Below are 14,028 nucleotides of genomic sequence, written 5' to 3' on the forward strand. Positions count from 1 at the left end.
CAATGGCTGGCCAACACCAAGCGGTTCACCGAGGCGACAGGCGTCGAGGTTCGCGTCGACAAGGAAAGCTGGGAGGACATTCGCCCCAAGGCGGCGGTCGCCGCCAATGTCGGCTCCGGTCCAGATCTCATGTTGGTCTGGTTCGACGACCCGCACCAGTACCCCGACAAGCTGCACGACGTCACGGAACTGGGTGAGTATCTGGGCTCGAAATACGGCGGCTGGCACGACGGGCCAAAGCAATATGCGACGCGGGAGGGAAAATTCCTCGGCCTGCCTCTGGCAACCATCGGCAATGCCATCGTCTACCGGGAAAGCTGGGTGAAGGAGGCTGGCTTCTCGGAGTTTCCGAAGGACACCGCAGGCTTCCTCGAGCTTTGCAAGGCCTTGCAGGCGAAGGGACATCCGGCCGGCTTCACGCACGGCCATGGCGTTGGCGACGGCAACAACTACGCTCACTGGCTGCTGTGGAGCCACGGCGGCCAGATGGTCGACGAGAGCGGAAAGGTGGCGATCAACAGCCCCGAGACCCTCAAGGCGATCGAATACGCGCAGGAACTCTACAAGACATTCATCCCCGGCACCGAAAGCTGGCTCGACGTGAACAACAACCGCGCCTTCCTGGCCGGCGAACTGGGCGTCATCGCCAATGGCATTTCCGTGTATAACACGGCCAAGACCAACAAGGACAATGATCCGAAACTGGCTGAAATCGCCAAGGACATGCGCACGACCAGCCTGCCGATCGGTCCGGTCGGAAAATCGGTCGAGTTGTTCCAGGTGACCACGGCCGTGATCTTCGACTACACACCCTACCCCAACGCGGCCAAAGCCTATCTGCAGTTCATGTTCGAGGAGCAGCAGATGGCGGAGTGGATCACCTCCTCGGCCGGCTATTGCTGCCAGACGCTCAAAGCCTTCGACAACAATCCGGTGTGGACGGCCGACCCGAACAATGCCGCTTACGCCAAGGCCTCGGCGACGCTGCGTCCCAATGGCTATGCCGGGCCGCTCGGCTATGCCTCGGCGGCGACCATGGCCGACTATGTCCTGGTGGACATGTTCGCCAAGGCCGTGACGGGCCAGGCGACGGCCCAGGAGGCGATGGAAGAGGCGGAGAAGCGCGCAAACCGGTACTATCGCGTTTGATCACAGCCGAGCCGGGCAGCCGCAACCGCGCTGCCCGGTCTGGTTCCTGAAATCGCGTGGCGGCCACTCAGGCCACCATGCCACCAGACCTTATGAGGAGCCGTCCCATGGCCGTGTCGTCCGCTGCCGTTCAGCCGCGTCCGTCGATCCTGTCGCGGAGCCTGTCGCTCTTGGCCGACAGCCGGAACGCGCTTGGCTTCGGCTTCATGCTACCGGCGGCAGCGCTGCTGCTGGTCTTCCTGACCTATCCGCTCGGGCTCGGCGTCTGGCTCGGCTTCACCGATGCCCGCATCGGCCGCCCCGGTATCTTCATAGGCACCGAAAACTATCAATATCTGTGGGATGACGCCGTCTTCTGGCTCTCCGTCTTCAACACCTTGCTCTACACGATAAGCGCCTCGATCCTGAAGTTCGTGCTCGGCCTCTGGCTGGCGCTTATCCTCAATCAAAATCTTCCCTTCAAATCGTTCTTCCGCGCCATCGTGCTGTTGCCGTGGGTGGTGCCGACGGTGCTGTCGGCCATCGCCTTCTGGTGGATCTACGATTCGCAGTTCTCCATCCTGTCCTGGGCGCTTATGGAAATGGGCCTGATCGACCATCGCATCAATTTCCTCGGCGACCCGGAGAACGCGCGCGCTTCGGTTATCGCGGCCAATGTCTGGCGCGGCATTCCGTTCGTCGCCATCACGCTGCTTGCCGGCCTGCAGACGATTCCCCAGTCGCTTTACGAGGCCGCCACGCTCGATGGCGCCAGCCGCTGGCAATTGTTCCGCTTTGTGACGCTGCCGCTGCTGACGCCGATCATCGCCATCACCATGACGTTTTCGGTGCTGTTCACCTTCACCGATTTCCAGCTGATCTATGTGCTGACCCGTGGCGGACCGGTGAATGCCACCCATCTGATGGCGACACTGTCCTTTCAACGCGGCATTTCGGGGGGCCAGCTTGGCGAGGGCGCCGCGATTGCGGTCGCCATGATCCCGTTCCTGCTGGCGGCGATCCTGTTCAGCTATTTCGGCTTGCAACGCCGCAAATGGCAGCAGGGCGGCGGAGACTGACATGGCCACGACCAAGAAGACGAAACGTCCGGAACTCGACGAAGGCGGCATGGGCTACCTTCAGAGCCTGCCGCGGCGCGTGGTGACGGTCTATCTGCCGTTGCTGGTGTTCGTGATCGTGCTGCTGTTCCCGTTCTACTGGATGACGATCACTGCGGTTAAGCCCAATCTCGAGATGACCGACTACGCCAATTTCAACCCGTTCTGGGTTGTGCATCCGACCTTGGAGCACATCCGCTATCTTTTGTTCGACACGTCCTATCCGGGCTGGCTGCTCAACACGATCATCATCTCCACCGCCGCCACATTCCTGTCGCTGCTGGCTGCGGTGTTCGCTGCCTATGCGATCGAGCGGCTGAGGTTTTCAGGGGCGCGGCAGGTCGGCCTCGCGGTCTTCCTCGCCTATCTCGTGCCGCCCTCGATCCTGTTCATCCCGCTGTCGGTGATGGTGTTCAACCTTGGGCTTTACGACACGCCCTTCGCGCTCATCCTCACCTACCCGACCTTCTTGGTGCCCTTCTGCACGTGGCTGCTGATGGGCTACTTCCGCTCCATCCCGTTCGAACTGGAAGAATGCGCGCTCATTGACGGGGCGAGCCGGTGGCAGATCCTCACCAAGATCGTGCTGCCGCTGTCGGTGCCCGGACTGATTTCGGCCGGGATATTCGCATTCACCCTGTCATGGAACGAATTCATCTACGCCCTGACGTTCATCCAGTCGTCCGAAAACAAGACTGTGCCGGTCGGGGTGCTCACGGAGCTTGTCCGCTCCGACGTCTATGAGTGGGGAGCGCTGATGGCCGGAGCGCTGATCGGCTCCCTGCCGGTGGTCGTGCTCTATTCGTTCTTTGTCGAGCATTACGTTTCGTCGATGACTGGCGCGGTGAAGGAATAGCGCGCTGCCTCGGTCCCGGCGGCCGCGGATGCCCGTTGAAGAGCATCCTGCCGGCCGGTCCGGTCGTGGGCTGATTACTTGCCGCAGTACTGATCGTTGACGTTCATTCGGGCGTTGGCGTCGGGTCCTGGCGAGTTTGAGGCGCAAGGTCCAACCGGGCCGGGGTTGCCCTGGATGTTCAGACCCGAGGCGTCGCCATTGATGCTGCCGGTGGCGCTGGGATCAGCGGTCATCCGCTCTTCGTTGGTGGGAACTGGGTTCGTGGGAGCTGGGCTATTGGATAAAACATCCGACGATTGCGCCATTGCGGACGTGGCGAGGCCAATCGTGAAGACCGAGGCTGCGAGAATTTTGGTAAGCATAAAGAGACTACACCATTCCATGTGGTTGCAGATGTCGACTTCGTGCGACCGCCAAAGAATCCATCAGCCGGCTCGAAGTTCCGATGAAAAGGTCGTTAAGGCGCGCAAGCTTCGACACCTTTTTGTGACCAGTGCGTGAAGAGGTTTGGGATGCTTCGGCAGTTTTGAGCAACGCGAGATCGGCGACGTGCCCGCCTGTCGAGATCAGCCTGCGAACGCGCGCTCAAGGGAGATGGCACAGGTGGATCCGTCGTTCGGACGGCATTGCCGCCGGCCATCCGCCGCGCTATCTCAGGCGACCCTCTCTACCTGAGGCGATCCTGTCTGCCTCAGGTGACCTTTTGCCGGAGCCTCCCATGCCCGAAATCGTCACCGCCGCCATGCTCGTCATCGGCGACGAGATTCTGTCCGGCCGCACCAAGGACAAGAATATCGGCCACCTCGCCGATATCATGACGGCGATCGGCATCGACCTGAAGGAGGTGCGCATCGTTCCCGACGAGGAAGACGAGATCATCGCCGCGGTGAATGCCGTGCGTGCCCGCTACACCTATGTCTTCACGACCGGCGGCATCGGCCCCACGCATGACGACATCACCGCGGACGCGATCTCCAAGGCCTTCGGCGTGCCCTGCGAATACGACGCCAAAGCCTATGCCATGCTGGAAGCGAGCTACGCCGCGCGCGGCATCGAATACACCGAGGCGCGCAAGCGCATGGCGCGGATGCCGCGCGGTGCCGACCATATCGACAATCCTGTGTCCATCGCGCCGGGCTTTCGTATTGGCAACGTCCATGTCATGGCCGGCGTGCCGTCGATTTTCCAGGCGATGCTCGACAATGTGGTGCCGACGCTGAAGGCCGGCTCAATTATGCTGTCGGCCACGGTGCACTGTCCGTTCGGCGAAGGGCTGGTCGGCGGACCGCTGGGCGACATTCAGAAGGCGCATCCGGATACAATCATCGGGTCCTATCCGAAATATGGCGACGGCAAGTTCTGGACGGAGCTGGTCGTGCGTGCCCGCAGCCAGGAAGCGCTGGACGCCGCCCGCGCCGATGTCGAGGCGATGGTCGCAGGCCTCGCCAGCGCGGTCAGTTGATCTATAGCGCGTCGCGTCTGAGAGGATCCATGCGACGCTCTTTAGGTTCTTGTTTTTATGCATGTCGTTATCCCAAAACCGCTGCGCACCCTCGGTTCACGCCCGAGGGCATGCTTTTGGGCGACATGCATTAGGCCGGAACCAAGCATGGTGCTGTAACGTTTCTCGCGGGCGAGTTTCGATCGCCGTAAAATGAGGGATTACCATGCGATTCAAGACCATCGTCGCCATACTGCAGAACGAACAGGATGCGGAGCGCGTGCTCGAATGCGCCATTCCGCTTGCCGATAAGTTCCAGAGCCATCTCATCGGCATTCATGCCGAAGCGCTTCCCGTCCCCTACACCTCGGCCACCGGCTTTCCCGACACCGAGTTCCTGCAGGTTTCAGCCGACATGAACAAGGAGCGTGCTGAAAAATTGCGGGCGGTTTTCCTCAGGCATATCGAAGATTCCGGCCTGTCTTTCGAGTGGCGCAGCCTCGAGAGCTTTTCCGGAGATAGCGCGCTGACCGGCATCCCAACCGTTCGCACCGCGGATCTGATCATCGCCGCGCAGCGCGAGTCCGGCGGCGATCCGAGCGCCGACGTCGACACGCTGGTCTACGACGCCGGCCGGCCGGTGCTGGTCGTGCCCCATTCGGGCCCGCTCGTCACCAGCTTCAAGCATGTGCTGCTCGCCTGGAACGGCAGCAAGGAAGCCGCGCGCGCCGCCTTCGACGCCCTGCCCTTCATCATCGAGGCCGAGAAGACGGATATTGTCGTCATCGACCCGCCGGATACGCTTGACGCGGCTCCCGAGGCGGCCGGCGCCGAAATCGCCGCCGCCCTGTCCAGACATGGCGCCACGGTCAGCGTCTCGGTGCTGCAATCGGGCGGCCATTCGGTCGACGACGTGATCCAGACCAGGATTGCCGAAACCGGCGCCGACCTGCTCGTGCTTGGCGCCTACAGCCATTCCTGGCTGCGCCAGCTTCTGTTCGGCGGGGTCACGCGCACGGTGCTGCGCACGGTGCCGGTGGCAGCTTTCCTGTCGCGGTAAGAAGCGTAGATCAAGAACTCTGGCGCGCGGCGAAATACGCCCCGACATGGTCAACGACGGTGGAAGTCAGGTCATCGGGCGCATGAGGGCTGCGCCGCAAGGCCACGTCATAGTAACCAATCGACGGAAGGCCTTGCTCAGGCCCAAACGGCACCAGTTCTCCCGATAAGGTTGCAATCGGTAACGGCGCGACTGCCAGCCCCGCCACCACCAACGCAAGCTGGCCCGCGAGATTCTCACTTGTACAAGCGATCTGATAAGAGATGCCGGCTGCGTCGAGCGCGTCGATGGCTGACTTCCGCCAAATGCAACTCGCTGGACCTGCGGCGACAGCCAGCGGACGACGGAGATGGGCGGTTCCATGCGCAAGGCCTGCCCACACAAGCCGATCTCTATGGATGGCCGTGTCGGGCGATCCAGTTCGACCCGTCGCGCCAGCCGTCACCAGTGCGACATCCAGTTCGCCCTCATCCAGCATCCGCGACATCGTGCTGCTTGTGCGACACGTCACGCTGATCTCCACCAACGGATAGGCCGCTGTATAGCTGGCGAGAACCGAGGGAAGGAACGCAACTGCATATTCGTCCGTCATTCCCAGCCGCACAGCGCGTCCCTGCGACAGGCGATTGAATCGCACTATCGCCTCTTCGGCGATTCCAAGAGCGCGCCGCGCGTAGGTCAGAAGCGCTTCACCTGCTGGCGTCAACATTATCGAGCGCCCTTGATGCACAAAGATCGGCTGTCTGATCTGCGTTTCAAGCCGTTTCATTTGCATGCTGATGGCAGATGGCGTCCGGTGCACTGTTCGGGCAGCACCGACGAAGCTGCCTGTGTCGACAACCGCCATCAGAGTACGCAGGAGAGAGTTGTCCAGCCCCAACAGAACGCCCGAATCCGGCCCAAAGCGTGCGTGGTTCGGCATGAGTGGCAAGCCCCAATTCGCCAATTTCGTTGATGTCGAGTGTAAGTCCTTTTCGTTTGTCGGAGCAATCAGCCTTGGCCAAACTGAGTAAAACCAATTGCACAGCCGGCATGGTGACCGGCTAGCTGCGTCTGGGCATGGGCAAATACACCGCTTGAGGAACCCACTCAATGAACACGGCGCTAGATCTTGCCTACCGTGCAGCACGAGCCTGGATCGACGGATTGGATGAACGTTCGGTGGCTGCAACGGCCAGTCTTATGGATCTCAAACGGTCTTTTGCCGGCCCACTGCCATACGAAGGCAGCAGTGCAGAGGAAGTGGTTCAAGCACTTGCCAGGGATGCCGGCCCCGGGATGCATGGCAGCGCAGGCGGACGCTTCTTTGCCTGGGTGATTGGCGGCGGCCTGGAATCCGCACTGGCGGCCGACTGGCTGGTAACCACCTGGGATCAGAACGCGACCGTCTATGCCTCCAGTCCGGCCTCCGCCGTGATCGAGGAAACAGCCGGCGAATGGATCAAGGAGTTGCTCGACCTGCCGCGAGACGCCTCTTTTGCGTTCACCAGCGGTTGCCAAATGGCGCATATGACCAGCCTTGCGGCTGCACGCGCGGCGCTGCTGAGGCGCGTCGGCTGGAACGTGGAAGAGGACGGGCTGATTGGCGCGCCGGGGATCAGGGTGCTGACGAGCGACCAGCGACACGTCACCGTAGACCGCGCGGTGCGCTTTCTGGGGATCGGCCGCAAGGCTATTGATCAGTTGAAAACGGACGGGGATGGACGCGTCTCTCCTGCGGTTCTCGACGGCGCGCTTTCCGACAGTTCCACACCGACCATGCTGGTGCTGAATGCTGCCGACTTGAACATCGGCGCCTGTGACGCGTTCAGGGAGTTGATATCGATGGCGCATTCAGCCGGCGCCTGGGTTCACATCGACGGTGCCTTCGGCCTATTCGCACGCGCCAGCCGAACGTACCGCCACCTGCTGGACGGCGTGGAACTGGCGGATAGCTGGGCGACCGACGGCCACAAATGGCTGAATGTTCCTTTCGATTGCGGTATCGCCATCATCGCAGACCGGGAAGCACATCGCACAGCTATGACATCGAGCGCATCCTATGTCGCGCCAACCTCAATTGCGCGGGACCAGTCAGACTGGAACCCAGAATACTCTCGCCGCGCGCGTGGCGTTCCCGTCTATGCTGCCCTCAAGCAACTCGGCCGCAGCGGCATGGAGGCTTTGGTTGATCGCTGCTGCGCGCATTGCGCCAACATCGTCGAGGGGATAGGCGAACTACCGGGCGCCGAGATCCTTGCGAGGCCAACGCTCAATCAAGGCCTGCTCAGGTTCGCTCGGCCTGGCGCTTCACCTGCGGAAAATGATGCTTTTACCGACGAAACGATTCAAAAAATCAATGCCACAGGCGAAGCCTTCTTCTCCGGCACGACCTGGCGCAATCACCGCGCCATGCGCGTCAGCGTGGTTAACTGGCGCACCAGCGAGCAAGATGTGAAGCGGGCGATCGCGGCCGCGACTTCTGTGCTGACGCCGGAAGTGGCTGTGCCGATCGGACTGGAGGTTGCGCCACTTGCCAACACCTAGGCTTTCCAGTTAATTCCGCGCGCATTCCCTCAAGTGTCTGCGCGCGATCTCGCGCGCTGCGGAGTGCGCAGAAAAATGTCCCTTCCCGAAAAGGCCTTTCCCGTCTCGTGGGATCAGTTCCACCGCGATGCGCGTGCGCTCGCCTGGCGGCTTGCCGGCGCCAACAAAGGCCAATGGAAAGCGATCGTCTGCATCACACGCGGCGGCCTGGTTCCGGCCGCCATCATCTCGCGTGAGCTAGGGATCCGGGTCATCGAGACGGTTTGCGTCGCCTCCTATCACGACTACGCCAGCCAGGGGCAGCTGCAGGTGCTGAAGGAGGTCACGCCGGCACTGCTCGCCGATGACGGCGCCGGCGTGCTGATCATCGACGACCTCACAGACACCGGCAAGACCGCGGGCATCGTGCGCGCCATGATGCCCAAGGCGCATTTCGCCACCGTCTATGCCAAGCCGAAAGGCAGGCCGCTGGTCGACACCTTCGTCACCGAGGTCAGCCAGGACACCTGGATCTATTTTCCGTGGGACATGGGCTTCACCTACCAGAAGCCGATCGCCGACGACCACGTCGGCTGATTCGCGGCAACTGCTTTTCTCCTGGAACAGCCAGGCGAGCACTTCTTGCCGGCGACCACTTCTTGAAAGCATGCCGCGGCGCACGATATTTCCTGAATCGACGCCTCTTGGCGTGGTTAACCAGTGCGTATGAGGTTTTTTACTTTTATTGCCCATGATTAGCCGTAAGATTCACGAGACGGCAGATGATTCTGGAGGCTGGGGCAAGCTTCTCCGATGTTGACGACGCCAGCAACGCACAACCATTTGGCCGAAAGGGTCCAGCGGCTCTTCGGCACAGCGCCGTGCCGCCTGCAGGTTGCAGCACTGCCCTGGCGCGATACCAAGCATGGCATCGAGATCATGCTGATCACCAGCCGCGATACCGGCCGCTGGGTGCTTCCCAAGGGCTGGCCTGAGGCCAAGGAACTGCTTTGCGAAGCGGCGGCACGCGAGGCCGGCGAGGAAGCCGGACTGCGCGGCACGATCTCCCACCACGAAGCCGGCCGCTACTTCTATGCCAAGGCATTGGCTTCAGGCGAGGAAGTGCCTTGCGAAGTCCTGGTGTTTCCGCTGCAGGTCGACAAGATCGCCGACCGGTGGAAGGAAAAGCGCTCACGCACCCGCAAATGGGTCAGCTGCGCCGAGGCCGTGCGCATGGTCAATGAGCCGGACCTTTGCCAGATCATCGCCTATTTCTGTGCCGACCCGCACCAATTCTCCTGAGCAAGACGTAGGCGCGCCGGCCGCGCATCGCGCGGGTAAAAATCGAAACCCTCCGCGTCACTTTCTATCCCCGTTATCCACATGTGTGACACACAAGATGTTGGGGTCATAAAAGCTACGCAAACGAATCCTTGACGGCGCAAAACGAGTCGCCTTTTATAGGCCATGCGCTCCTGTTGAGAGCGCGACCGGAAAGTTCTGAGCCCGGTCTTTTTCCCGGATTATGTGCGTTTTGGCCGCATTTCCGCCTGGTTACGAGGCTGGCGGAAGCGTTGCAATTGTGGGGTCTTTGGGGGCGAAAGGGAAAAATGTCGGACTGGAATAAATTGTCTGTTAACACTATATTTAGTGTTTGCAGGTAGGTTCGACGCTAGATAGTGTGAAGTTCCCTCGATTGAGGGAGTCGCAAAAAAGTTTCAGTCTTGAGGGATCCGCAGGGTTCGTCGGCGCGTTGGACGGCTACTTCGCAAGGAGTTCGACCAGCAGGGCGGGCGGAGGCTGTGAAAAGGAGCCGGCCGTTTTTCGAACGCCGGCAGACGGCGGACATGCGCGTTTCAGAAAGGGGCAGAAATCCCCTGGGAAAAGCGCTATATGTAGACACAAAGGATAGGACCAATGCGCATCGAGCGTCGTTTCACCAAGCAGGGGCAGTCGGCTTATGCGGAGATCGAATTCCGCAAGGCGCTTTCGGAGATCAAGAATCCGGATGGCTCGGTGGTGTTCCGCTTGGACAATATCGATGTGCCGGCGCAGTTCAGCCAGGTTGCCGCCGACATCCTGGCGCAGAAATATTTCCGCAAGGCCGGCGTGCCCGCGCGACTGAAGAAGGTCGAGGAGAACGACGTCCCCTCCTTCCTGTGGCGCTCCGTCGCCGACGAGGCCGAACTGGCAAAGCTGCCCGAAGCCGAGCGCTACGGCTCCGAGATCGACGCCCGCCAGGTCTTCGACCGCCTCGCCGGCACCTGGACCTATTGGGGCTGGAAGGGCGGCTACTTCAAGTCGGAGGAGGACGCCCGCGCCTTCCGCGACGAGCTTGCCTATATGCTGGCCACCCAGCGCGTCGCGCCGAACTCGCCGCAATGGTTCAACACCGGCCTGCACTGGGCCTATGGCATCGACGGCCCGAGCCAGGGCCACTTCTATGTCGACCCGTTCACCGGCAAGCTGACCAAGTCGAAATCTTCCTACGAGCATCCGCAGCCGCATGCCTGCTTCATCCAGGGCGTGCAGGACGATCTCGTCAACGAAGGCGGCATCATGGACCTGTGGGTGCGTGAAGCGCGCCTGTTCAAATATGGCTCCGGCACCGGCTCCAACTTCTCGTTCCTGCGCGGCGAGGGCGAAAAACTGTCCGGCGGCGGCCGCTCGTCCGGCCTGATGAGCTTCCTGAAGATCGGCGACCGCGCGGCGGGCGCCATCAAGTCGGGCGGCACGACGCGCCGCGCCGCAAAGATGGTCATCGTCGACGCCGACCATCCCGATATCGAGGAATTCATCGACTGGAAGGTCAATGAGGAGCAGAAGGTCGCCTCGCTGGTCACCGGCTCCAAGATCGTGAAGAAGCACCTCGAAGCGATCATGAAGGCCTGCATCAATTGTGAAGGCCAGGACGACGATTGCTTCGACCCGGCGATCAACACCGCGCTGAAGCGCGAGATCAAGCTGGCCAAGAAGGACGGGGTGCCGGAGAACTACATCTATCGCGTCATCCAGTTCGCCAAGCAGGGCTACACCTCGATGTCGTTCAAGACCTACGACACCGACTGGGATTCGGATGCCTACCTCACCGTTTCGGGCCAGAACTCCAACAATTCGGTCTCGCTGAAGGACGATTTCCTGCGCGCCGTCGAAGAGGACGCCGACTGGCACCTCACCGCACGCAAGGACGGCAAGGTGCTGAAGACGCTGAAGGCCAGGGATCTGTGGGAAAAGATCGGCTATGCCGCCTGGGCATCGGCCGATCCGGGCCTCCACTTCAACACGACGATGAATGACTGGCACACCTGCGCCTCGGCCGGTGCGATCCGGGCGTCCAACCCGTGCTCGGAATACATGTTCCTCGACGACACCGCCTGCAACCTGGCCTCGATCAACCTGCTGCCCTACCGCAACGCCGACGGCACCATCGACATATCAGCCTACGAGCACACGGTTCGGCTGTGGACCATGGTGCTGGAAATCTCGGTGATGATGGCGCAGTTCCCGTCGAAGGAGATCGCCAAGCTCTCCTACGAATACCGCACGCTCGGCCTCGGCTACGCCAATATCGGCGGCCTGCTGATGACCTCGGGCATTCCCTATGATTCCGACGAGGGCCGCGCCATCTGCGCAGCACTCACGGCAATCATGACCGGCACGGCCTATGCCACCTCGGCCGAAATGGCCGCAGAGCTCGGCGCCTTCCCCGACTACGATCGCAATGCGCAGAACATGCTGCGTGTCATGCGCAATCACCGCCGCGCCGCCTATGGCGACAGGGACGGCTACGAGAAGCTCGCCGTCAACCCGGTGCCGCTGGTCGCCTCCGACCTGAAGCAGCCGGAGCTTGCCGCCCATGCCAAGGGTGCCTGGGACCGCGCTATCGAGCTCGGCGAGGAGCATGGCTACCGCAATGCGCAGGCGACCGTGATCGCGCCGACCGGTACGATCGGCCTGGTCATGGATTGCGACACCACCGGCATCGAGCCCGACTTCGCGCTGGTGAAGTTCAAGAAGCTGGCCGGTGGCGGCTATTTCAAGATCATCAACCGCGCCGTCCCGGAAGCGCTGCGCACGCTCGGCTATTCGGAAAGCCAGATCGCCGAGATCGAAGCCTATGCGGTCGGCCACGGCAATCTCAACCAGGCGCCTGCCGTCAACCCCGGCTCGCTCAAGGCAAAGGGTTTTACCGACGACAAGATCGCAGCACTTAACGCAGCGTTGAAGTCGGCCTTCGACATCAAGTTCGTCTTCAACCAGTGGACGCTGGGTGCGGACTGGGTGAAGGAGACGTTTGGCTTCACCGACGAGCAGCTCAACGATTTCTCGTTCGAGATGCTGCCGGCGCTTGGCTTCTCGAAGAAGGACATCGAGGCCGCCAACATCCATGTCTGCGGTGCGATGACGCTGGAAGGCGCGCCGTTCCTGAAGGCAGAACATTTGCCCGTGTTCGACTGCGCCAGCCCATGCGGCAAGATCGGCAAGCGCTCGCTGTCGATCAACAGCCACATCCAGATGATGGCGGCGGCCCAGCCCTTCATCTCCGGCGCCATTTCCAAGACCATCAACATGCCGAACGACGCGACGGTGGAAGACGCCAAGGGCGCTTACATGCTGTCGTGGAAGCTGGCGCTGAAGGCCAATGCGCTCTATCGCGACGGCTCGAAGCTCTCCCAGCCGCTCAACGCCTCGCTGCTTGCCGACGTCGATGACGACGAGGACGATGCCGTCGAGCAGCTGATCGCGGCGCCGGCGGCGGCACGCGCGGCACAGATCACCGAGCGGATTGTCGAGCGCATCATCGAGCGCGTCTCGCGCGAGCAGGAGAAGCTGCCGTCTCGCCGCAAGGGCTACACGCAGAAGGCCAAGATCGGCGGCAACACCATCTTCCTGCGCACCGGCGAATATGACGATGGCCGTCTCGGCGAGATCTTCATCGACATGAACAAGGAGGGCGCGACCTTGCGCGGCCTTCTCAACAATTTCGCCATCGCCATCTCGCTCGGCCTGCAATATGGCGTGCCGCTCGACGAATATGTGCACGCCTTCACCTTCACCAAATTCGAGCCGGCCGGCATGGTGCAGGGCAACGACGCCATCAAGAGCGCGACGTCGATCCTCGACTATGTGTTCCGCGAGCTCGCCATCTCCTATCTCGGCCGCAACGACCTCGCCCATGTCGACCAGTCGGACTTTTCCAACACCGCACTTGGCCGCGGCATCAGCGAAGGCAAGACCGACGCCGTTTCCAAGGGCCTGACCCGCGGTGCCTCGCCGGTGAAGCTGGTGTCAAGGGTGAGCGGCAACGATCCGAAGGGCTTTGCCGGTTCGGGCTCGTCCGGCCGCTCCGCGCCGACGGCGTTCTCCGGCTCCAACGTGCTGGCGCTGAAGCCGGCCAGCGACGAAGCCACCGCCTACAAGCGCGACTTCGAGGAGCGGGCAAAGGAGCTGATCGAGGACATCGCCTTCGAGGAGGCGGCGGGTGCTGCTTCCGAGGCTTCGGATGCCACGGCGGCGCTGTTCACCGATGCTGCGGCACTCGAGGCAGCCGAAGCGAAGAAGCTAGCCGCCGACCGCCGCGCCAAATCGCTGCTCCAGGGCTACACCGGCAATTCCTGCTCCGAATGCCAGAATTTCACCATGGTGCGGAACGGGACGTGCGAGAAGTGCGACACTTGTGGGGCTACGAGCGGGTGTAGCTGAGGAAAGATGCAGCGCTAAAACGCAACATGATCGGCCCGGTCGCAAGATCGGGCCGAAATCCGTTTAGCGTCGTGATCAGGCGCATCTCTTCCTTCTCCCCTTGTGAGACCTTTGCACAGAAGCCGAACGGTGATTCTGTGGTGAAGGTTGGAGCAGGGAGATTCGGGATGGCGGATCGTGTTTTGGGTCAGTTGAGTCTGGCGGACGGTCTGGCGGC

At 61.7% G+C, this 14,028-nt stretch carries 12 protein-coding genes; 10 read left to right on the top strand and 2 right to left on the bottom strand.

What is annotated here, in order from left to right; all coding sequences use genetic code 11:
* The 3 genes from EOC93_RS28760 to EOC93_RS28770 form a co-directional block, all read left to right on the top strand.
* Positions 1-1,149: ABC transporter substrate-binding protein (locus EOC93_RS28760; protein WP_164759310.1), on the top strand; the 1,149-nt coding region annotated here is incomplete at its 5' end.
* A 107-nt stretch (positions 1,150-1,256) separates the two neighbouring features.
* The gene (locus EOC93_RS28765; RefSeq protein ID WP_126106772.1) at positions 1,257-2,207 is read left to right on the top strand and encodes a sugar ABC transporter permease; all 951 of its coding nucleotides are present in this window, start codon (positions 1,257-1,259) and stop codon (positions 2,205-2,207) included.
* 1 nt (position 2,208) lies between these two features.
* A complete protein-coding gene (locus EOC93_RS28770; RefSeq protein WP_095489528.1) occupies positions 2,209-3,102 on the top strand; it encodes a carbohydrate ABC transporter permease in 894 nt (297 codons plus the stop codon).
* A 74-nt stretch (positions 3,103-3,176) separates the two neighbouring features.
* Here EOC93_RS28770 and EOC93_RS28775 read toward each other — a convergent pair whose 3' ends face one another.
* Positions 3,177-3,464 (bottom strand): hypothetical protein, encoded by a 288-nt coding sequence (locus EOC93_RS28775; protein ID WP_126106774.1) that lies wholly within the window; start codon positions 3,462-3,464, stop codon positions 3,177-3,179.
* A 356-nt stretch (positions 3,465-3,820) separates the two neighbouring features.
* Between EOC93_RS28775 and EOC93_RS28780 the strand changes: the two genes are divergently transcribed.
* Both EOC93_RS28780 and EOC93_RS28785 read left to right on the top strand, forming a co-directional pair.
* Positions 3,821-4,564, top strand: coding sequence for a competence/damage-inducible protein A (locus EOC93_RS28780; RefSeq protein ID WP_127206296.1), 744 nt, complete (start codon positions 3,821-3,823; stop codon positions 4,562-4,564).
* Positions 4,565-4,769: 205 nt separating this feature from the next.
* A complete protein-coding gene (locus tag EOC93_RS28785; protein WP_095489530.1) occupies positions 4,770-5,603 on the top strand; it encodes a universal stress protein in 834 nt (277 codons plus the stop codon).
* Between the two features lie 10 nt (positions 5,604-5,613).
* Here EOC93_RS28785 and EOC93_RS28790 read toward each other — a convergent pair whose 3' ends face one another.
* A complete protein-coding gene (locus EOC93_RS28790; protein ID WP_127206297.1) occupies positions 5,614-6,525 on the bottom strand; it encodes a LysR substrate-binding domain-containing protein in 912 nt (303 codons plus the stop codon).
* A gap of 224 nt (positions 6,526-6,749) precedes the next feature.
* Between EOC93_RS28790 and EOC93_RS28795 the strand changes: the two genes are divergently transcribed.
* The 5 genes from EOC93_RS28795 to EOC93_RS34500 all read left to right on the top strand — a co-directional run.
* Positions 6,750-8,129, top strand: a complete 1,380-nt coding sequence (locus EOC93_RS28795; protein WP_245461567.1) for a pyridoxal-dependent decarboxylase — start codon at positions 6,750-6,752, stop codon at positions 8,127-8,129.
* 75 nt (positions 8,130-8,204) lie between these two features.
* Positions 8,205-8,705 carry a xanthine phosphoribosyltransferase gene (gene gpt / locus EOC93_RS28800; protein ID WP_029353723.1) on the top strand — a complete coding sequence of 167 codons (501 nt, stop codon included), beginning with the start codon at positions 8,205-8,207 and terminating at the stop codon, positions 8,703-8,705.
* 216 nt (positions 8,706-8,921) lie between these two features.
* Entirely contained in the window at positions 8,922-9,410 is a 489-nt protein-coding gene (locus tag EOC93_RS28805; protein WP_127206299.1) for an NUDIX hydrolase, read from the top strand.
* 615 nt (positions 9,411-10,025) lie between these two features.
* Positions 10,026-13,811, top strand: a complete 3,786-nt coding sequence (locus tag EOC93_RS28810) for a vitamin B12-dependent ribonucleotide reductase (protein ID WP_127206300.1) — start codon at positions 10,026-10,028, stop codon at positions 13,809-13,811.
* 26 nt (positions 13,812-13,837) lie between these two features.
* Positions 13,838-14,028 (top strand): hypothetical protein (locus tag EOC93_RS34500; protein WP_206532283.1); only part of this gene is annotated, 191 nt, incomplete at its 3' end.

The organism is Mesorhizobium sp. M6A.T.Ce.TU.002.03.1.1, from assembly GCF_003997275.1.
Lineage (GTDB): Bacteria > Pseudomonadota > Alphaproteobacteria > Rhizobiales > Rhizobiaceae > Mesorhizobium > Mesorhizobium mediterraneum.

What these genes read in the sequence shown, in the direction of transcription:
- gpt (WP_029353723.1), top strand. Translation starts at nt 8,205, where the DNA reads ATGTCCCTTCCCGAAAAGGCCTTTCCCGTCTCGTGGGATCAGTTCCAC.
- EOC93_RS28765 (WP_126106772.1), top strand. Translation starts at nt 1,257, where the DNA reads ATGGCCGTGTCGTCCGCTGCCGTTCAGCCGCGTCCGTCGATCCTGTCG.
- EOC93_RS28785 (WP_095489530.1), top strand. Translation starts at nt 4,770, where the DNA reads ATGCGATTCAAGACCATCGTCGCCATACTGCAGAACGAACAGGATGCG.
- EOC93_RS28810 (WP_127206300.1), top strand. Translation starts at nt 10,026, where the DNA reads ATGCGCATCGAGCGTCGTTTCACCAAGCAGGGGCAGTCGGCTTATGCG.
- EOC93_RS28805 (WP_127206299.1), top strand. Translation starts at nt 8,922, where the DNA reads ATGTTGACGACGCCAGCAACGCACAACCATTTGGCCGAAAGGGTCCAG.
- EOC93_RS28775 (WP_126106774.1), bottom strand. Translation starts at nt 3,464, where the DNA reads ATGCTTACCAAAATTCTCGCAGCCTCGGTCTTCACGATTGGCCTCGCC.
- EOC93_RS28780 (WP_127206296.1), top strand. Translation starts at nt 3,821, where the DNA reads ATGCCCGAAATCGTCACCGCCGCCATGCTCGTCATCGGCGACGAGATT.
- EOC93_RS28790 (WP_127206297.1), bottom strand. Translation starts at nt 6,525, where the DNA reads ATGCCGAACCACGCACGCTTTGGGCCGGATTCGGGCGTTCTGTTGGGG.
- EOC93_RS28770 (WP_095489528.1), top strand. Translation starts at nt 2,209, where the DNA reads ATGGCCACGACCAAGAAGACGAAACGTCCGGAACTCGACGAAGGCGGC.